20 protein-coding genes are annotated in these 18,036 nt (G+C 70.3%); 16 read left to right on the top strand and 4 right to left on the bottom strand.

Annotated features, from left to right (window positions below):
- The coding region (ccsB, locus tag AC08OV_RS13940) for a c-type cytochrome biogenesis protein CcsB (RefSeq protein WP_476619755.1) at nucleotides 1–951 on the top strand (951 nt) is incomplete at its 5' end.
- A 186-nt stretch (nucleotides 952–1,137) separates the two neighbouring features.
- Here ccsB and AC08OV_RS13935 read toward each other — a convergent pair.
- Nucleotides 1,138–1,539: a PLD nuclease N-terminal domain-containing protein gene (locus AC08OV_RS13935; RefSeq protein ID WP_476619757.1), complete on the bottom strand. Its 402-nt coding sequence runs from the start codon at nucleotides 1,537–1,539 to the stop codon at nucleotides 1,138–1,140.
- 428 nt (nucleotides 1,540–1,967) lie between these two features.
- Between AC08OV_RS13935 and AC08OV_RS13930 the strand changes: the two genes are divergently transcribed.
- The 8 genes from AC08OV_RS13930 (at nucleotide 1,968) to AC08OV_RS13895 (ending at nucleotide 8,566) form a co-directional block, all read left to right on the top strand.
- Nucleotides 1,968–3,419 (top strand): menaquinone biosynthesis decarboxylase, encoded by a 1,452-nt coding sequence (locus AC08OV_RS13930; protein WP_476612949.1) that lies wholly within the window; start codon nucleotides 1,968–1,970, stop codon nucleotides 3,417–3,419.
- Nucleotides 3,420–3,506: 87 nt separating this feature from the next.
- Complete coding sequence (gene mqnP, locus AC08OV_RS13925; RefSeq protein WP_476592506.1) at nucleotides 3,507–4,454, top strand: menaquinone biosynthesis prenyltransferase MqnP; 948 nt, start codon at nucleotides 3,507–3,509, stop codon at nucleotides 4,452–4,454.
- Between the two features lie 14 nt (nucleotides 4,455–4,468).
- Entirely contained in the window at nucleotides 4,469–5,305 is an 837-nt protein-coding gene (locus tag AC08OV_RS13920) for a UbiX family flavin prenyltransferase (RefSeq protein ID WP_476612950.1), read from the top strand.
- Between the two features lie 95 nt (nucleotides 5,306–5,400).
- On the top strand, nucleotides 5,401–5,805 hold the full coding sequence (locus tag AC08OV_RS13915) for a hypothetical protein (protein ID WP_476612951.1): 405 nt from the start codon (nucleotides 5,401–5,403) through the stop codon (nucleotides 5,803–5,805).
- 102 nt (nucleotides 5,806–5,907) lie between these two features.
- A complete protein-coding gene (gene mqnE, locus AC08OV_RS13910) occupies nucleotides 5,908–7,056 on the top strand; it encodes an aminofutalosine synthase MqnE (protein ID WP_476612952.1) in 1,149 nt (382 codons plus the stop codon).
- 12 nt (nucleotides 7,057–7,068) lie between these two features.
- Nucleotides 7,069–7,362, top strand: a complete 294-nt coding sequence (locus AC08OV_RS13905) for a hypothetical protein (protein ID WP_462185635.1) — start codon at nucleotides 7,069–7,071, stop codon at nucleotides 7,360–7,362.
- 80 nt (nucleotides 7,363–7,442) lie between these two features.
- Complete coding sequence (locus AC08OV_RS13900) at nucleotides 7,443–7,694, top strand: hypothetical protein (protein WP_462185636.1); 252 nt, start codon at nucleotides 7,443–7,445, stop codon at nucleotides 7,692–7,694.
- Nucleotides 7,691–8,566, top strand: coding sequence for a menaquinone biosynthetic enzyme MqnA/MqnD family protein (locus AC08OV_RS13895; RefSeq protein WP_476612953.1), 876 nt, complete (start codon nucleotides 7,691–7,693; stop codon nucleotides 8,564–8,566). The genes AC08OV_RS13900 and AC08OV_RS13895 overlap by 4 nt, the downstream gene beginning before the upstream one ends.
- Before the next feature lie 7 nt (nucleotides 8,567–8,573).
- Here AC08OV_RS13895 and AC08OV_RS13890 read toward each other — a convergent pair whose 3' ends face one another.
- Entirely contained in the window at nucleotides 8,574–9,569 is a 996-nt protein-coding gene (locus AC08OV_RS13890) for a helix-turn-helix domain-containing protein (RefSeq protein WP_476612954.1), read from the bottom strand.
- Nucleotides 9,570–10,123: 554 nt separating this feature from the next.
- Here AC08OV_RS13890 and AC08OV_RS13885 point away from each other — a divergent pair.
- The 6 genes from AC08OV_RS13885 to cobA all read left to right on the top strand — a co-directional run bounded on the left by AC08OV_RS13885 (nucleotide 10,124) and on the right by cobA (nucleotide 15,200).
- Nucleotides 10,124–10,630 carry a response regulator gene (locus AC08OV_RS13885; protein ID WP_476602805.1) on the top strand — a complete coding sequence of 169 codons (507 nt, stop codon included), beginning with the start codon at nucleotides 10,124–10,126 and terminating at the stop codon, nucleotides 10,628–10,630.
- Between the two features lie 175 nt (nucleotides 10,631–10,805).
- Nucleotides 10,806–10,997, top strand: a complete 192-nt coding sequence (locus AC08OV_RS13880; RefSeq protein WP_476612955.1) for a putative leader peptide — start codon at nucleotides 10,806–10,808, stop codon at nucleotides 10,995–10,997.
- Between the two features lie 60 nt (nucleotides 10,998–11,057).
- Complete coding sequence (locus tag AC08OV_RS13875) at nucleotides 11,058–12,767, top strand: nitrite/sulfite reductase (RefSeq protein ID WP_476612956.1); 1,710 nt, start codon at nucleotides 11,058–11,060, stop codon at nucleotides 12,765–12,767.
- Nucleotides 12,760–12,966 (top strand): transposase, encoded by a 207-nt coding sequence (locus AC08OV_RS13870; protein ID WP_476612957.1) that lies wholly within the window; start codon nucleotides 12,760–12,762, stop codon nucleotides 12,964–12,966. Before AC08OV_RS13875 ends, AC08OV_RS13870 begins: the two co-directional genes overlap by 8 nt.
- Complete coding sequence (locus tag AC08OV_RS13865; protein ID WP_476612958.1) at nucleotides 12,966–13,637, top strand: phosphoadenylyl-sulfate reductase; 672 nt, start codon at nucleotides 12,966–12,968, stop codon at nucleotides 13,635–13,637. Before AC08OV_RS13870 ends, AC08OV_RS13865 begins: the two co-directional genes overlap by 1 nt.
- Nucleotides 13,638–13,697: 60 nt before the next feature.
- Entirely contained in the window at nucleotides 13,698–15,200 is a 1,503-nt protein-coding gene (cobA, locus tag AC08OV_RS13860) for a uroporphyrinogen-III C-methyltransferase (RefSeq protein ID WP_476612959.1), read from the top strand.
- On the opposite strand, the gene AC08OV_RS13855 is transcribed toward cobA, so the two are convergent.
- On the bottom strand, nucleotides 15,166–15,639 hold the full coding sequence (locus AC08OV_RS13855) for a sirohydrochlorin chelatase (RefSeq protein WP_476612961.1): 474 nt from the start codon (nucleotides 15,637–15,639) through the stop codon (nucleotides 15,166–15,168). The two genes, cobA and AC08OV_RS13855, sit on opposite strands and share 35 nt — an antisense overlap.
- An 87-nt stretch (nucleotides 15,640–15,726) precedes the next feature.
- The gene (locus AC08OV_RS13850) at nucleotides 15,727–16,818 is read right to left on the bottom strand and encodes an NAD(P)/FAD-dependent oxidoreductase (protein WP_476612962.1); all 1,092 of its coding nucleotides are present in this window, start codon (nucleotides 16,816–16,818) and stop codon (nucleotides 15,727–15,729) included.
- Nucleotides 16,819–17,243: 425 nt separating this feature from the next.
- Here AC08OV_RS13850 and AC08OV_RS13845 point away from each other — a divergent pair.
- The coding region (locus AC08OV_RS13845; protein WP_476619754.1) for a serine/threonine-protein kinase at nucleotides 17,244–18,036 on the top strand (793 nt) is incomplete at its 3' end.

Raw genomic sequence — 18,036 nt, 5'->3', positions numbered from 1 at the left:
GGCCCGACCGACGGGGCCGCGACCCCGATCGACCCGTCCGACCCCGCCGCCGTGGCCCTCGCGGCGGCCCGGGCCCGGGAGAGCGAAGCTGTCCGGCGGCGGGCGAACGCCGCGCACACGCTGGCCGCCGGTAACGACGGCGACGTGGCGGTTCCCGCGCGTGCCCGGCGGATCGGGCGGATCGCCGTCGCGCTGACGGTCGTCGGCTGGACGCTGCACCTGGGGTCCGTCATCACTCGTGGCCTCGCGGCGGAGCGGGTGCCCTGGGGCAACATGTACGAGTTCTCGTCGATGATCTGTCTGATCGCGGTCACGACGTTTCTCGCCCTGATGATCCGGCAGCCGGTCCGGTGGCTGGGCGTCTTCGTCATGCTGCCGGTCGTGCTCTCGCTCGGTTTCGCCGGCACCGTGCTCTATGTCGCCGCGGGACCGCTGGTGCCCGCGCTCAACTCGTACTGGCTCAAGATCCATGTGGTCGGTGCGATCGTCGCCAGCGGGGTATTCCTGGTCTCCGCCGTGACCACGGTGTTGTTCCTCATCAAGGAGCGTTGGGAAAACCGGCTGGCCGAGGTCGCGGCCGGACGGGCTGACGCGAGCCGGGCCATGCAGCGCCGGGGCGGCATCGTCATGCGCCTGCCGTCGTCAACGGCGCTCGACACACTGTCCTACCGGGTCATCGCGTTCGCGTTCCCGATCTGGACCTTCGCGATCATTGCCGGGGCGATCTGGGCGGAGGCGGCATGGGGCCGCTACTGGGGGTGGGACCCCAAGGAGACGTGGTCGTTCATCACCTGGGTCTGCTACGCCGCCTACCTGCACGCCCGCGCGACGGCTGGATGGCGTGGGCGGCGGGCCGCGGCGATCTCGCTGCTGGCCTTCAGCGCCCTGTTCGTGGACTACTACCTGGTGAATCTGATCATCTCGGGGCTGCATTCCTACGCCGGCATCTGACCCTCCCCGCGGCTGCTGGTCCCTGGTCCCGGTCTGGCCCCGTCGGGGAGAACGGGCGGGTTACCCGCAGCCTGCGGAGAACACCCCGCTCGGCCGCGTACCGGAACGACGGACCGCCGCTCGTCCCGGTGCGCGGAGCCGGTCAGCCGCGGGCTCGTGCCCCTGGATCCCCCGCGTCCAGGCGGCTCAGCCGTGGGACGACGACGGCGGCGGTCCGGCCTCGCCCTTGCGGATCCGGGCGGACAGTTCCCGCATGAAGTCCGGGTCGTCGTCGGGACCCTTCGGCCGGACGGCGGCCCGGCGGGTGCCCGTCCGTGCGCTGTACCGGCTGAAGCCGCCATCACGCCGGCTGTCGACGCCCCAGGACGATCGTTGCCCGAAGGCCGGGTGGTCGGAGACCGGCCGGCGCAGCGGTCGCTCGCCGACGCTGTTCGCGCGAGGCCGACCGAAGAAGAACCATCCGGCGGTGCCGAAGATACCAAGGAAGATCACTGCTACGATCCACGCGAGTTTGGGCATGATCCGAACCTCCTCGGGGGGTGTCCCGAAGACATCGATGATCGCGTAAGCCCAAACACCAATGATCACAAACGTCAGCGCGAGGCCCAGCACCGGCCGGTCGCTCCTTCCTGCTTTTCTTGATCGTTATGCTCGTCTTGACCTGTCAGGTATGGAACATCCGATCCGCGGGCATCTAATCCCGACCCGTGGCGAAATCCCCGACCGTGGCGAAATCCCCGACCCGTGGCGACGTCACGGGTCGGGTGGCGTCACGGACGGGCAACCCCACCAGATGGGTCAGGCGAGCACGTACCGTCCGCTATGGCCTGCGGCGGACGTACATGTCGTGGTGATGGCCGGCCCGTGTACCTCTAGTGTGCCTTCCGCACCGACTCCTCGTCCCCCCGGTCCGTTATCCGACGCGGTCGTGCCCGTGGCGTGACGTGTTGAACTGGGATCGTGACCACCTGTGGGCGGTCGGGCATCCACCCGTGGCGACTGCGAGGATGGAGGTCATGGCCTGGGCGGATCTGCGTGCGTTCCTTGCTCATCTCGAAAGGCGGAAGGATCTGCGCCGCGTCACCGTACCCGTCGACCCGCGTCTCGAGGTCACCGAGATCGTGACCCGGGTGGTACGGGAGCGCGGGCCGGCTCTGCTGTTCGAGTCCCCGGCCGGCGCCGACATGCCGCTGGCGATCAACGTGTTCGGCACCGAGGAGCGGATGGCTGCCGCGCTCGGCGTCGAGGCGCTGGACGACATCGGTGAACGGCTCGGCGCGCTGCTGCGCCCGCAGCTGCCGATCGGCCTGTCCGGGTTGCGCGAGGCGTTCGGCAAGGCGGCGTCGCTCGCCTCGATCCCGCCCCGCCGGGTCCGGACCGCGCCCTGCCAGGACGTCATCCTCAAGGGTCCGGACGTCGACCTGTTCCGGCTGCCGGGGGTGCACGCCTGGCCGAACGACGGCGGGGCCTTCCTCAACCTCGGTCTGACGCACACGAAGCACCCCGAGACCGGGGCGCGCAACCTCGGGATGTACCGGTTGCAACGCCACGACGCACGCACCGTCGGCATGCACTGGCAGATCCACAAGGACTCCAACGCGCATCACGCGGTCGCCGAGCGGCGTGGGGAGCGGCTGCCGGTCGCGATCGCGTTCGGGTGCGACCCGGCGGTCACCTACGCCGCGTCCGCGCCACTGCCCGCCGACCTCGACGAGTACCTGTTCGCCGGTTACCTGCGCGGCGAGCGGGTGGAGATGGTCGACTGCCTCTCCGTCCCGCTGCGGGTGCCCGCGAACGCACAGGTGGTGCTCGAGGGCTGGCTCGAGCCGGGGGAGCGGCTGCCCGAGGGGCCGTTCGGCGACCACACCGGCTTCTACACCCCCGTCGAACCGTTCCCGGCGCTGCACGTCGACGTGATGACGATGCAGCGTGACCCGGTGTTCCAGACGATCGTGGTCGGTCGGCCGCCGCAGGAGGACGGTCCGATGGGCAAGGCCACCGAACGGATCTTCCTGCCGCTGGTCAGGATGATGATCCCCGAGATCGTCGATTACGACCTGCCTGAGGCGGGGGTATTCCACAACTGCTGCATCGTCTCCATCGAGAAGCGTTATCCGAAGCACGCGCAGAAGGTGATGAACGCGGTCTGGGGTGCCGGGCTGCTGTCGTTGTCGAAGCTGATCGTGGTCGTCGACGCCGACTGCGACGTGCACGACTACCACGAGGTCGCCTGGCGCGCCTTCGGCAACGTCGACTATGCCCACGACCTGATCACGACCATCGGGCCGGTGGACCATCTCGACCACGCCGCCTACGAGCAGTTCTGGGGCGGCAAGGTTGGTGTGGACGCGACCCGCAAGCTACCGAGCGAGGGTTACCGGCGCAACGGCGGCTGGCCGGAGGAGATCGTCATGGACGAGGCGGTCCGCGAACGGGTCACCCGCCGATGGAAGGAGTATGGACTGTGACCGTCCTCCGTTTTCCTTGCCTATCCAGAGGGACAAAAAGGACGCTGGGGCCTCTGGATAGGCAAGGAACAAGGAGTGGTGATTGCGGTGAGTGACGCCGCGTGGGTGCCGGGCGCGTCGGAGCCGGTCGGGCGAGGGTCGGGAGCCGGCCCGGGACACGCCGCCGGCCGGGTACGGGCGTTCCTGCGGCTCGTCGTCATCGAGCACTCGGTCTTCGCGCTGCCGTTCGCCTACATCGCGGCGCTCGCCGCCTCGTTCGCGGATTCCCGGTCGGTGCACTGGTCGGACCTCGCCCTCGTCAGCGTGGCGATGGTCGCGGCCCGAACCTTCGCCATGGCGGCAAACCGGGTCATCGATCGCGCGATCGACGCCCGTAATCCGAGGACGGCGAACCGAGAGCTGGTCACCGGCGTGGTCTCGGTGCGCACGGCGGTCGTCGGCGCCGCGGTCGCGCTCGCCGTCTTCCTCACCGCCGCCGCGGCCCTGTCCTGGCTCTGCCTGCTGCTCGCGCCGGTCGCTGTCGCGCCGCTCGTCGTCTACCCCTACGCGAAACGGTTCACCGACTTCCCGCACGCCGTGCTCGGCATCGCCCAGGCGGTGGCCCCGGTCGGCGCGTGGATCGCGGTCACCGGCGAGTGGTCCTGGGCCGCACTGGTGCTCGGCCTCGCGGTCGGTAGCTGGATCGGCGGCTTCGACGTGATCTACGCCTGCCAGGATGCCGAGGTCGACCGGCGCATCGGCGTGCGTGCGGTGCCGGCCCGGTTCGGGGTGCGGGCCGCGCTCATTGGCTCCACGGTTACGCATATGATCACCTTTGCGTTGTTCATCGTCTACGGGCTGCTGGACAACGCCGGTGCGTGGTGGTGGGCCGGGCTCGTGCTGACGGCGGCGGCATTCTGCTATGAGCACGCCATTGTGTCCCCGAATGACCTGTCGCGGGTCAACCGGGCCTTCCTCACCGCGAACGGATTCGTCGGCATCGTCCTGTTCCTCTTCGCCGTCGTCGATCTCGCCAGCCGTGGCCTGGCCGTCTGAGCGTCGGATTCGTCATGGCCGATGTTTTCAGTGCCCCCGAGGAGGAGGCCGGACCGCGCCTGCCGTGGGTGGTCGGGGTGAGCGGCGCCAGTGGAACCCCCTACGCGGCCGCGGTGCTGCGTGGCCTGCTGGCCGCCCGGCTGCCAGTCGATCTGGTGCTGTCCCGCGCGGCCCGCCTGACCCTGCTCGATGAGACGGGCATCGCCTGGCGTGACTCCGCCTGGGCGAAAGCCCTGGTCACGTGGTTGTCCATGCCCCTGAGCGGGGTGTCACCTCCAGAGGGTGTGTCGGCGCGGCGGGCCGCGCGCGCCGCGCCGGCCGATCGGGGCGTCCCGGCCGACGGTGACGTTCTCGGCGATCGTGACGCGCTGGCCGATACGGTGTCCACCCTCGTCGAGGTACATGCCCCGGGTGATCTGGGGGCGCCGACGAGCAGCGGTTCGTACCCGACCCGCGGGATGATCGTCGTCCCGGCGAGCACCGCCTGCCTAGCCGGCATCACCCTGGGATTGTCCAAGGATCTGTTGCAGCGGTCGGCGGATGTCACGCTCAAGGAAGGCCGCCGTCTGATCGTCGTCCCGCGGGAGATGCCCTACACCCGCGCGACGCTGCGCCACATGCTGGACCTGCACGACGCCGGGGCGGTGGTGGCCGCGGCGAGCCCGGGATTTTACGCGGGCGTACGGACGGCCGGCGATCTCGTCGACTTCGTGGCCGGGCGGGTGCTCGACGCCGCCGACGTGCCGCACACGCTCTTCCGGCGTTGGACCGGCGAGCTCGGCGGCGCCCGCTGTGACCTGCCGGGCCGCTGTGACCTGGCGGACGTCGAGGCGGCGCCACCGGCCGGGTGACGCCTGTTCCCCCTGGCGCAGGCCCCGCCCGGACAGGCACAGTTGTCGGGAACGGGCCCCGACCGGGGCCGCGGTGCCGGCGGGATGAGGACGATATGGCCACGGGTGGGCGCGGACCGGCGAGGAACCGGGGCCGCGGAACCGGCGGGGTGGACGGGGCCACGGCACGCAGACCCGCCTCGGCGGGGGGCCGCGGCGCCTCGGCGCGGCCGGGTCGTCCCACTCGCGCCGAGCGGCCCGCGCCGCAGGACGTGAACCTGCGTGCGCAACTGCCGTACTTCCTGACCCGCGTCGCCGCCCTCGCCGTGATCACCGTAATCCTGGTGACCGTGGGGCTGAACCTGCTGATGGCGCTGCTCATTGGGTTCGCCGTCGCCGGACTGCTGACCTGGCCGCTCGGGCGGATGCAGCGCAGGGCCGCACAGCGGGCCGCTCAGCGCCCGGATGCCGGGAACGGCGGGAACGGCGGGAACACCGGGAACGGCGGGAACGGCGGGTAGCCGCGAGTAATCCGGATGCCCCGCCGGATCGCGGGGCGGCTGTGACCGGGTAGCTGTGCTCGCCTCCGAGGACGCCGAGAGCTGCGGGCTAGGCTGGAAGGCATGGATGCTGGGCTCAAGCGGGAGATCGAGGCCAAGGTTTCCGTCGGCGAGAGGCTGAGCCGTGCCGACGGGGAGGCGCTGTACGCCAGCGACGACCTCGTCTGGTTGGGCGGTCTCGCCCACGAGGTTCGCACCAGAAAGAACGGCGACAAGACCTTTTTCAACGTCAACCGGCATCTGAACCTGACGAACGTCTGCTCGGCGTCCTGCGCGTACTGCTCGTTCCAGCGCAAGCCCGGTGAGTCCGATGCTTACACCATGCGCATCGAGGAAGCTGTCCGGCTGGCGAAGGAGATGGAGCCGGCCGGGATCACCGAGCTGCACATCGTCAACGGTCTGCATCCGACGCTGCCCTGGCGCTACTATCCGCGCTCGCTGCGGGAGCTCGGCAAGGCGCTGCCCGGCGTCGCGTTGAAGGCGTTCACCGCTACCGAGATCCACTGGTTCGAGAAGATCAGCGGCCTGTCCGCCGACGAGATTCTCGACGAGCTCATCGATGCGGGACTCGAGTCGCTCACCGGCGGCGGTGCGGAGATCTTCGACTGGGAGGTCCGCCAGAAGATCGTCGGTCACGAGACGCACTGGGAGGACTGGTCGCGCATCCACCGGCTCGCCCACGCCAAGGGCCTGCGCACCCCGTGCACGATGCTGTACGGGCACATTGAGGAGCCCCGGCACCGGGTGGACCACGTGCTGCGGCTGCGTGAGCTGCAGGATTCCACGGGCGGGTTCACGGTCTTCATCCCGCTGCGCTTCCAGCACGACGCCGCCGGTGACCCGCGCAACCGGTTGATGAACCAGCCGATGGCGACGGGGGCCGAGGCGTTGAAGACGTTCGCCGTCTCCCGGCTGCTGTTCGACAACGTGGATCACATCAAGTGCTTCTGGGTGATGCACGGCCTCACCACGGCGCAGCTCGCGTTGAACTTCGGCGCTGACGACCTCGACGGTTCCGTTGTCGAGTACAAGATCACGCACGATGCGGACCGGTTCGGGACGCCGCACACCATGACCCGCGAGGATCTGCTCGCAATCATCCGCGACGCCGGCTTCCGCCCGGTCGAGCGGGACACCCGCTACCGGGAGATCCGTGTCTACGACGGTCCCGACCCGGCTCGGCGTGACGTCCCGACCTCGATCGACGCCTGACCGGTGGACCGGATGGGCACCGGGGACGGGCCGGGGCCGGCCCGCGGATCCGAGGAGTCGCCGGCGCCCGGGAGTCCCGGGCCTGTCCGGCCCCCCGGAGCGCCCGGCATCGGATCGATCTTTGTGCTTGCCTTCCTGGTGATCCTGTTTCCGGGGGTGGCCGGGTACGTGGTGCTCGACTGGATCGGTCTGCCGATCGGCGCCGCCGGCCTGCTGGGTCTGTTCGTCGTCTTCCTGGGGCTGGGCTTCTTCCCGACCGTGCTGCGCCGGCTCGGCTGGGTGCCGACGAAGAGACGGAGGACGTGATGGTGCAACCGCGTAGGCGGCTGGTTCCGTGGCTACAGCGGCTTCCGTGGCCACAGCGGGTTTCGTGGCCACAGGGGGCGATGCCTGACTCGCCGACCGGATCGGGCCAGGCGGGCGAGCGCGGCCTGCTTGGCATCAACCTGCGGTACTTCGCGGTACGCGTGCTGCTCTTCGGAGCGGTGCTGGCCGTGGTCCTGCTGCTGGGGGTGAGCGGGCTGCTGGCCTTCGCCCTGGCCGTGGTGTTCAGCGGGCTGCTCAGCTATCCCCTGGCGTTGCGCCAGCGCCGCGTGGTCATCGAGGTCATGGAGGAGCGCCGGGGCGGACGGCGTTGACCGGAGCCGGAGCGGACAACGATGGCGATACTCAGGCCCGTCCCCGGGTGGGGCACATCCAGTTTCTGAACTGCCTGCCGCTGTACTGGGGACTGGTCCACTCCGGTGCTCTGCTCGACATCGAGCTGACGAAGGACACCCCGGACCGGCTGAACGACGCGCTGGTCGCCGGCGATCTCGATATCGGTCCGATCAGCCTGGTGGAGTACCTCCGGCATGCCGACGAGCTCGTCGTGCTGCCCGACCTCGCGGTCGGCTCCGACGGTCCGGTCCTGTCCGTCGTGCTGAGCACGGCGGCGCCGCTCGTGGAGATCCGGACCGTCGCGCTCGGCTCGACGTCCAGGACCAGCGTGCTGCTCGCCCGGATGTTGCTGGAGGAGCGCTACGGCCTGCGACCGGAGTATGTGACGATGCCGCCGGACCTGCCGTCGATGCTGCGGGAGGCGGATGCCGCAGTGATCATCGGTGATGCCGCGCTACGGGCGACCTACGATGCCGAGCGGGGCGGTCCGGACCATCCTCTCCGGCTCGTCGATCTCGGTGCCGCCTGGCGGGAGTGGACCGGCCTGCCCATGGTGTTCGCCGTGTGGGCCGCCCGACGGTCCTTCGCCGAACGCCGTCCCGGGGTGGTCAAGGAGGTGCACGGCGCGTTCCGCTCCGGACTCGACCTGGCGCTGCGTGATGTGGACGAGGTCGCGGCGCGGGCAGCTCGTTTTGAGGTGTTCGACCCGGGCACGCTGGCCCGGTATTTCACCACTCTCGACTTTCGGCTCGGTGCGCGCCAGCAGGCGGGGATTATCGCCTTCGCCGGGCGTGCCGCGCGGCGAGGTGATGTTCCGGCGCTGCGTGCACTGCGTTTCGCGGACGTCTGACCGCCGCTCAGACCGGTGGTCGGAACGCGTGAGAGATACTGGTCGGCGGAATCGGAACCGCTCGGCGCGTACTCGCCGTGGCGAAGCGCGCGATACGTCCCTTTACCAGCGCGACCAACCGGGGTGGGGTGGCTCGCCCGCCCGGCGCGATCAGCAGCTCGTCGAGCGTCTCGCCACCGGCGTCATCCCCGCCGGCCAGAGCATACCTTGGATCGCTGGGTTCACCTGGCGGCCCGGACCGTGGGTCCGGTGGCACGGGGGCCCCGAGGCCGTCGCCGGACGCGATGCCGGGTTCGGTGCCGGGTTCGCTGCCCTCGCAGGCCTGCCGGGCGGCCGCGTCGATGAGGCTGTTGACCGCGAGGGTCCAGGCCCGTAGTCCTTCGTGACCGGTCAGCTCGGTGAACACCGCCGCCTCGAGGCAGCAGGTGCTGGCTCCCGCGAGCTCGTCCACGTCCAACAGGGAGATGGCGAGCAGCCCGGCCAGGTGACCCGCGAGCATGAACAGCCGGAACTGCTGGTGCGGCAGCATGGGCGTGTGCAGCAGGTTGTCGACGACGTTCTGCTGCTCCAGCACCTGGGCGGTGACGTCCTGTGGATCGAGCCGGTCGGCCTTGGCGATCAGATCGGCCACCAACCGATCGAGGTAGTCCAGTTCGGTGTCCGACCGGCGGTGGTCGAGCAGATCCGAAACCCGGCGGCGGGACTCCCGCTCCGGATCGGGCTGGCGACGCAGGCGTTCCGCCCGGGCGGCGACGGCTGCCTCACGCAGGTCGATGAGGGCGCCCCCGGCCTCCAGCGCCGCGTCGACTGCGGCGATCACCGGTCGGGAGGGGATGCCTCGGCTGGGCTGTTCGAGCTGACCGATGTACTGGCGGCTGTAGCCGGTGCGTCGGGCGAGCTCCTCCCGAGAGAGGACACGTTCACAGCGCCGCCGTCGGACCTCAGCGGGTAGCAGGTCTTCGGCGGTCGCTGCATCGTGCCGGCCTCGGCTCCGTTGCCGCATCTGTGACGTCCTTCCGCGTGGCAAGGTCCCGCCTCCCGAGGAGGGAAGCTCAGCAGTCGTGTGCTGTCTCTGCTCGCCCGCCTGACGGTCGCCCGCCCGATGGCCAGTAGAGAGTCACCGATAGTGATCAGATTACTCCAGGACGCACCCTAGTAGACTAGAGGTCAAAAGTCCCATACACATCCAGTTTCACTGATTACTCTCAGTTGTCAAACGGCAGGCGAAGTCGATCGGCATCGCGCTTCGTGGTCGGCTGATCGATCGCCGCGTGGAAGTCGTCCGTCATACCGCACCTCCGTCGAGACATTATGCCGACCTTCTTGGGTTATTGTTGGGAAACGCGAGTGTTGCCACGGAAGTGTTGGCGGAAAGCGGCGGAATCGCCGAGGGCTCGTCCGGACGGGCTATTCCCGCATGGTGTGCTATCGCGGCTGCGTCCAGGCTGCGGTGCTTCGCGACGGTCTGCGGGTATCGGCCTGATGGCCAACGTGGGTCATCCTCGGAAACCATCCTGAATGACGATGCGCGGGGTCGGGCGGGGCGCGTACAAAAGAATGGTGGATACCGGCCGTTCGGTGGATGCCGACACCGTCGGGCTCGTCGGGGAGAAGGCCGTCGGCCTGGTCGGCGGTTCCGCTGTGGGCCGTGGTTCCGCTCCGGCGGAGCAGGTGCCTCCGCCCGGTCCACGGCGCGTAGTCGTCGTCGACGACGCGGACGGGGTGCGCGACCTATTGTGCCTGTTGCTGGAGACCGAACCCGACTTCGTGATCGTCGGCGCCGCGTCCAACGGCGCGGAGGCGATCGACGAGGTCGTCCGCACCGAGCCGGACCTCGTGCTGCTCGACCTGGCCATGCCGGTCCTCGACGGCATCGCCGCCCTGCCGCGGATCCGGCGGGTCGTGCCGCGGGCCACGGTGGTGATCTTCACGGGATTCTCCGAGGATGCGTTGCTCGACCAGGTGCTGGAACTCGGCGCGGACGGCCTGCTGGAGAAGGGGCTGGCCACCGGTCCGCTGGTGGAGCAGCTCCGGCGGCTGTGCGCCGCCCACCGGACGATCTGAGCGATCTCGTGACCGGCGGGATTGTTCATTTTCTCCGCTGCCATGACGGCCATGGCGGACGGTCTCGGGGCTGGTCGTCCGGTTTGTTCCAGTTTGGAGCAGGGCGGCGGGTCGAAGTAGGCCGGACAGTGCCCCGACTTGCCCATCAGCCGTACTTCTGTGGAAACATGGGCTCGTGACTACGTGCGCCCTCGCTGGTGGGGTGCCGGTTGGGCAGGCGTCAGGCCTTCCGCTTGACGTCTCCCGTCGGCGCCGGGCTGCGTCGTCCCCCGCGGTGCCGTGCCTGGTGGTTGAGCCGATGCTCGTCGCCCGTCTGCACGTCGACCTGCTGCGGGTCTCCAGCGCCGGCTGTCGCCGCTCCCGCTGACGTCTCCGTTCGTGGCGCCCGCTGCCGGCGCCGCGACTTCCTTGCGCACCGAGAGATCTCATGACTTCTCCTGCTCGTCCTACCCGGTCCGCGCGCCCGTCCCGACCCAAGGGAACGGGCCAGTGGGCGTTGGGATATTCCGAGCCGCTCAACGCGAACGAGCGGATGAAGAAGGACCAAGGCGGCCTGGAGGTGCGGGACCGCATCCTCAACCTCTACCCGCGTACCGGTTTCGACGGGATCGATCCCCAGGACCTGCGGGGCCGGTTCCGGTGGTGGGGTCTGTACACCCAGCGCCGGCCGGGGATCAGCGGCGGGCGGACGGCGATCCTCGAACCCGAGGAACTGGACGACTCCTACTTCATGCAGCGCATCCGGCTCGACGGCGGCCGGATGACTTCGGATCAGCTCCGGGTGATCGCCGACGTCTCCACCCGCTACGGCCGGGACGTCGCCGATGTCACCGACCGGCAGAACATCCAACTCCACTGGATCCGGATCGAGGATGTGCCGGCGATCTGGGCGGCACTGGAGAACGCCGGCATGACCACCGCCGAGGCCTGTGGCGACACCCCCCGGGTGATCCTCGGTTGCCCGCTCGCCGGGGTCGACGGTGACGAGATCATCGACGGGAGCGAGGCGATCGACGAGGTCGTCCGCCGGTTCATCGGCGACCCTACGCTGGCCAACCTGCCCCGTAAGTTCAAAAGCGCCATCTCCGGCTGCGCCGACCACTGCACGTTGCACGAGATCAACGACATCGCGTTCGTCGGGGTCATCCATCCGGAACTGGGAGCCGGCTATGATCTGTGGGTCGGTGGCGGTCTGTCGACGAACCCGCGGCTCGGCGTGCGGCTGGGCGCGTTCGTGCCGCCGACGCGGGTTGCCGAGGTCTGGCACGGCGTCGTGTCGCTGTTCCGAGACTACGGCTACCGCCGGCTGCGCACCCGCGCCCGGTTGAAGTTCCTGGTCGCGGACATGGGCGCCGAATGGGTGCGCGCGACCCTGGAGAAGGAGTACCTGGCTTCGGCGCTGCCTGACGGCCCGGCGCCGGCCCCGCCGCGCAGCGAGGGGCGCGACCACATCGGGGTGCACCGCCAGCGCGACGGCCGCAACGCCGTGGGGTTCGCACCGCGGGCGGGTCGGCTCAGCGGGACCACGCTGACCGCGGTGGCGGACCTCGCCGATCGGTTCGGGCAGGGCCGCATCCGCGCCACGACGACGCAGAAGCTCGTCATCCTCGATGTCGCCGACGCGGGCGTCGACGCGCTGGAGGCCGAACTCGGTGCGCTCGACCTGGTGGTCCGCCCGAGCGTGTTCCGGCGCGGCACGATGGCCTGCACCGGTATCGAGTTCTGCAAGCTGGCGATCGTCGAGACCAAGGGCCGGGCCCGCGACCTCATCGACGAGCTCGAACGCCGGCTGCCCGACTTCGACGAGCCGATCGGGATCAACGTCAACGGCTGCCCCAACGCCTGCGCCCGCTTCCAGGTCGCAGACATCGGGCTCAAGGGCTCCCTGGTACCGGACGACGCCACCGGTGAGATGGTCGAGGGCTTCCAGGTCCACCTCGGCGGGCACCTGGGTACCAGGTCGCGGCTGGGCCGCAAGTCGCGTGGTCTGAAGGTGACCGCCGACGGCCTCGTCGACTACGTCGTCGCGGTGCTGGAGACCTACCGGGCGGGCCGGACCGCGGGGGAGAGCTTCGCGGACTGGGCGGAGCGGGCCGACGAGGCCCAGCTGACGGCGCTCGGTGCCGCCGATGGCTAGCGGTGAGCGGGTGGTGCCCTTCTACTGCCCGTACTGCGGCGAGGAGGACATCGTCCCGGACACGCCGCCGGAGGGCTCCGGCGCGGGACATGGCCACGGGTACTGGGCGTGCCGGTCCTGCCTGCGGGGCTTCCGGCTGAGTCTGACGGCCCTCGCGGCCGCCGGAGCCGGGTTGCGTGACGACGAGGAGACGAGCTGATGGATGCCGCGTTGCAGGCCCGGGCGCTGCGGGCCGGGGACGATCTCGAGGGTGCGCCGGCGGAGGAGATCCTGCGCTGGGCGGTCGAGGAATTCGGGACGAAGCTGGCGATCGCCGCCTCAATGGCTGAGACGATCCTCGTGGACATGCTCGCCCGGATCCGGTCCGACGTCCCCGTGGTTTTCATCGACACCGGTTATCACTTCCCCGAGACCGTCGGTACCCGGGACGCGGTGGCCGGAACCTACGACCTGCCGATCATCAGCGCCCGTCCGCAGCTTACCGTCGTCGGCCAGGACGCCGTCTACGGTCAGGACCTCTACCGGACCGACCCGGACCTGTGCTGCCGGATGCGCAAGGTCGTTCCGCTGGATCGGGCCCTGGCTCCCTACCGTGCCTGGGCCGCGGGGTCGCGGCGGGCGGAGTCGCCCAGCCGGGCGAAGCTCCGGGTCGTCGACTGGGACGCCAGACGGGGCAAGGTGAAGATCCACCCGCTCGCGGCCTGGACCGACGAGGACGTCGAACGCTACGTGGCCGAGCACGGCGTCATCGTCAACCCGCTCCTCTCCGACGGTTACGACTCGGTTGGCTGCTGGCCGTGCACCCGGCGGGGCGCCGGCCGGGAGGGCCGGTGGGCCGATTCGATCAAGACGGAGTGTGGCATCCACTGACCTCCTCGGGCCTGCCGGCTGCCAGTGTTCGAAGGCAACCGAGCAGGTACGGTGCACGCCGTGACGGACGGGCGAAGTGTGGGTGAGGTCTGGCTGGTCGGCGCGGGCCCGGGCGATCCCGGTCTGCTCACCGTTCGCGGCCGTGAGGTGCTGGCGAACGCGGACGTCGTGGTCACCGACCGGCTCGCCGCGGCCGTCCTCCTCGGCGCCGCCCCGGCTGGCGCCGAGATCATCCACGTGGGCAAGAGCCCGACCGCGCCGTCGTGGACCCAGGAGGAGATCAACGCGCTCCTCGTCGACCGGGCGCGCGCCGGTGCGCGCGTCGTCCGCCTCAAGGGCGGCGATCCCTACCTGCTCGGGCGAGGCAGCGAGGAGGCGCAGGCCTGCGCCGTGGCGGGGGTCGCGTGCACCGTCGTGCCCGGCGTTACCTCGGCGCTGGCCGTACCCGCCTGTGCCGGCATCCCGGTCACCCATCGTGGTCTCGCGCAGGAGGTTGCCATCGTTTCGGGGCACCTGCCACCCGGCCATCCGGAGTCGACGGTGGACTGGGCCGGTCTCGCGGCCTCCCGGGCGACCATCGTCATCCTGATGGGGGTGGCGCGTCTCATGGACATCACCGACGCGCTGCTCACCGGCGGTCGCCCCGGGGCGACGCCGGTCGCGGTCATCGAGCGCGGGGCGACCCCGGCGCAGCGGGTCCTGCGGACCACCCTGGACGCGCTGGCGATCGACGCGATCGCGGCCGGTGTGCGGTCTCCCGCGGTGATCGTGGTCGGAGAGGTCGCGGCGCGCCGGGACGCGCCGGTCTCGGAGGCGGGGCCGCTCGCCGGGATCCGGGTACTCGTGGCCCGTACCCGGCCGCGGCCGGGTCTGCTGGCTCGCCGGCTGCGGCAGCTGGGCGCGGATGCGGTCGAGACCGTTGTCGCCCGGCCCGCGCCGGTCGAGGACGCCGGTGCCGTGCTGGTGGCGGCGCTGCCGGGAGCGGATGGCCTGCTGCTGGCCGATGCGGACGAGGTCGCCGCCGTGGTGGCCTTGCTGCGTCGAGCTGGCACCGACGTGCGGGCGTTGGCCGGCCTGACTCTCGTCGCGGCCCGCGGGGACGCCGCGGAAGCGCTTGACGGGCTGGGCCTCGCCTCGGTGCCCGTCGCCGAGCTGTCCATGGATCCGTCGTCGACCGGTCTCGCCGGTCCGACCGGCTCGTCGCGGGTGCTGATCGTCGGCGCGGCGGACCCGCCGGACGGGGTGTGTTCCCTGCGCCGGGTGCCGCTGCTTACCGACGTGACCGCCGAGCCGGATCCCCGGATCGCCGAGGAGCTCCGGCACGGCGACTTCGACGTCGCGGCCTTCGCGTCGTCCACCGCCGCCCGCAGCACCGCCGAGATCTACGGACCTCTCCCGCCCGATCTGCTCATCGCGGCGATGGGTCGACGCAGCGCGCTGGCCTGTGCGGTGGCGGGCATGCGGGTGGACATCGTGCCCACCGAACCCGGGGTCCATCCGCTCGCGGCCGCCGTCGCGGACTTCGTCGTCACCAGCCGGTCCTCCGGCTCGCCGGAGGGTTGATCTTCGGAGCGGCGGCCTCGGCTTCGCGGACCAGGAGACGCAGAGTGTCGTCGAGCCGCGCGCGGACCGCGTCGACGACGCTCGCGTGCAGCCCGAGCGGCTCCGACAGCACCCATCGGGTCGTCGGGTGCCGGCACCGGGCGTCGTCGAGTGCCGCCGGGATGTCTCGGCGGGTGTGATTGCCGTCGAACAGGAAGAACGGGTAGACGACGATCTCGGTGCATCCCGCGTCGGCCAGCGTGGCGTACCCGGTGGCGATGTCGGGCCGGGCGATTTCGAGGAAGGCGGCTTCGACCGCCCCCCACGTCCATGGCGCGGCGGCATGGCCGGGATCGACCACATGACCGGGATCGACCAGGAGCCGGTGGGCGAGCTCCCGAACCGTCGCGTTCGCCTCATCCCGCCGGGATCCGTGACCGATCACCAGTAGACCGCGCATGTTCCCAGTGTGCGCCGCGGGTCCGTCGGCGCCCGGTCGGGCGCCGACGGACAACGGCCACGCCTGTCGGTCACGCCCGCCGGGCGCTCAGCCGCCGGTGCCGTCGTCGGAGCTGTGCCCCGGGAAGATCTTTGCCGACGGGTCCACCACCGGCGCCGCGTTGTTGACCGCCGTCGCGGCCTCCCCGAAACCCGTCGCGATCAGGCGGACCTTCCCTGGGTACTCAGTGATGTCGCCGGCCGCGAAGATCCGCTCGACCCCGGTCGCCATCGTCGGGTCGACGACGATGTGCCGCTTGTCAATGGTCAGATTCCAGCGGGTCAGCGGTCCGAGGTCGGCGGTGAATCCGAGCGCGGCGACGACCGCCTGCGCGGGTCGGACATGTCGGTCGCCGGTGCGGGTCTGCACCAGTTCGACCTTCTCGATCCACTCCTCACCGTGGACCGAGGCGACCTCGGTGAAGGTCAGGATCTCGACGGAGGACGCCTCGACCCGTTCGACTGTGGACATATGCGCCCGGAACCGGTCCCGACGGTGCACGAGGGTGACCGAGCGGGCGATCGGCTCCAGGGCCAGCGCCCAGTCGAAGGCGCTGTCCCCGCCGCCGACCACGATGACGTCCTGGCCGGTGTGGACGTCGAGCTTGGGCACGAAGTAGACCAGGCCGCGGCCCAGATGCGCGGTGCCGGTGGGCAGCGGGCGGGGGGTGAAGGTGCCGAGACCGCCGGTGATGACGACGACCTTGGCGCGTACCCGAAGACCCTGGCTGCTGGTCACCACCACGGCGCCCGGCTCGTGGGTCAGCTCGGCGGCCTGCTGGCCCAGCAGGTAGGTGGGGGAGAACTGGTTCGCCTGGATCAACAGGGCGTCGATCAGTTCACGGCCCCGGACGGCCGGCAGGCCCGCGATATCATAGATCATCTTCTCCGGGTACATCGCGGTGACCTGACCGCCGGCCTCGGGCAACGAGTCCATGAGCGCGACTGACAGGCCGCGGAATCCGGCGTAGTAGGCGCCGTAGAGGCCGGCCGGCCCGGCGCCGACGATCAGCATGTCGACGTCGGTGTCGACCGGGGACGTCCCCGACCGCACGGCGCCGGTGACGCTCGCCCTGGCCGCGGGGTCGGTTTCCGTGACCGCGTTCGCGGGCTGGTGCGCATCGGCGGACTGCGTGACCACGGGTGACTCCCTAAGCTTGGCGGCCGACCGGCGCTGTCGGGGCAGCCGGTCGGTAGCAGTGGATGTTCCCTCCCTCATCCTGCCGGAGACACGCCGCACCCGCCTTCATCCGCGGAATGGTGAGTCGTCGACCACCTGTGGTTGTCGTCGACTACCTGCGGTCCCCTCGGATACGGCTGGCGGGAACGACCGGATCCGCCGCGTCGGCTGGCGGACAACGCTCGACATCGATTTACTCGAGAGGGTTAGCGTTAGCGTGACTTCCGCGCCGTTGCGGATGCCCGTAGGGACTGGGCGACGACGGACTGTGGCGTGATGATGGGTTCGTCTCCCTGCGCGGGGGGACAATTGCGGCACCGGTGACGGCTCCCAGGCCGGAACGGTACCTGGGCCGCGGCCGGAGGTATAACACGGGCGGGAGAACAGTGACGGAACGATCGGCGCGTCGGGTTTCGCCTAGTGGCGGATATCCGGCCGAGGCGCCGCATCCCGATGATCCGACCACGATCGGTGTTTACCAGGTCGTCGGTCGGCTGGGCGCGGGTGGGATGGGAACGGTGTTCCTCGCCCAGGACGCAGCCGAGAAGTTCGTTGCGATCAAGGTGATCAGGTCGGACCTCGCCGCCGACCCGGAGTTCCGGGCACGTTTCCGGGACGAGGTGGCGGCCGCTCGGCGGGTCGCGCCCTTCTGCACCGCCCAGGTCCTCGATGCCGATCCCGACGCGCGTCGTCCTTATCTGGTCACGGAGTACATCGACGGCGTCCGGCTTGATCAGGCCGTCACCGAGTCCGGTCCGCTGCCGCTGTCGACACTGCAGGGCGTGGCGGTCGGCGTGGCGTCCGCGCTCACCGCTATCCACCGGGCCGGCATCGTCCACCGGGATCTCAAACCGAGCAACGTCATGCTGTCGTACTCCGGCCCCCGGGTCATCGATTTCGGGATCGCCCGTGCGCTCGACATGACAAAGGGCCGCACCCAGACGGGTCTGGTCCTCGGCTCGGTCGGCTGGATGGCGCCCGAGCAGATGGAGGGCGCCGCGCTCGGCCCGGCGGTCGACGTCTTCGCCTGGGGACTGCTGATCGGTTACGCGGCCACCGGCGGTCACCCCTACGGCCACGGCACCTACCTGGAGATGTCGGAGAAGATCCTGACGGGTCAGCCGGACCTGCGGGCCATGCCGCCTGATCTCACGCCGATCGTCCGGTCCGCGCTCGCCC

It is taken from the genome of Frankia sp. CeTa3Moorea, from assembly GCF_978021225.1.
This window is presented reverse-complemented; position numbering and strand designations above follow the sequence as displayed.

Bases quoted from the DNA above. Each gene is read 5' to 3' on its own strand.
- AC08OV_RS13930 (WP_476612949.1), top strand. From the start codon at position 1,968: ATGGCCTGGGCGGATCTGCGTGCGTTCCTTGCTCATCTCGAAAGGCGG.
- AC08OV_RS13920 (WP_476612950.1), top strand. From the start codon at position 4,469: ATGGCCGATGTTTTCAGTGCCCCCGAGGAGGAGGCCGGACCGCGCCTG.
- AC08OV_RS13915 (WP_476612951.1), top strand. From the start codon at position 5,401: ATGGCCACGGGTGGGCGCGGACCGGCGAGGAACCGGGGCCGCGGAACC.
- mqnE (WP_476612952.1), top strand. From the start codon at position 5,908: ATGGATGCTGGGCTCAAGCGGGAGATCGAGGCCAAGGTTTCCGTCGGC.
- AC08OV_RS13905 (WP_462185635.1), top strand. From the start codon at position 7,069: ATGGGCACCGGGGACGGGCCGGGGCCGGCCCGCGGATCCGAGGAGTCG.
- AC08OV_RS13900 (WP_462185636.1), top strand. From the start codon at position 7,443: ATGCCTGACTCGCCGACCGGATCGGGCCAGGCGGGCGAGCGCGGCCTG.
- AC08OV_RS13890 (WP_476612954.1), bottom strand. From the start codon at position 9,569: ATGCGGCAACGGAGCCGAGGCCGGCACGATGCAGCGACCGCCGAAGAC.
- AC08OV_RS13885 (WP_476602805.1), top strand. From the start codon at position 10,124: ATGGTGGATACCGGCCGTTCGGTGGATGCCGACACCGTCGGGCTCGTC.
- AC08OV_RS13875 (WP_476612956.1), top strand. From the start codon at position 11,058: ATGACTTCTCCTGCTCGTCCTACCCGGTCCGCGCGCCCGTCCCGACCC.
- AC08OV_RS13870 (WP_476612957.1), top strand. From the start codon at position 12,760: ATGGCTAGCGGTGAGCGGGTGGTGCCCTTCTACTGCCCGTACTGCGGC.
- AC08OV_RS13865 (WP_476612958.1), top strand. From the start codon at position 12,966: ATGGATGCCGCGTTGCAGGCCCGGGCGCTGCGGGCCGGGGACGATCTC.
- AC08OV_RS13855 (WP_476612961.1), bottom strand. From the start codon at position 15,639: ATGCGCGGTCTACTGGTGATCGGTCACGGATCCCGGCGGGATGAGGCG.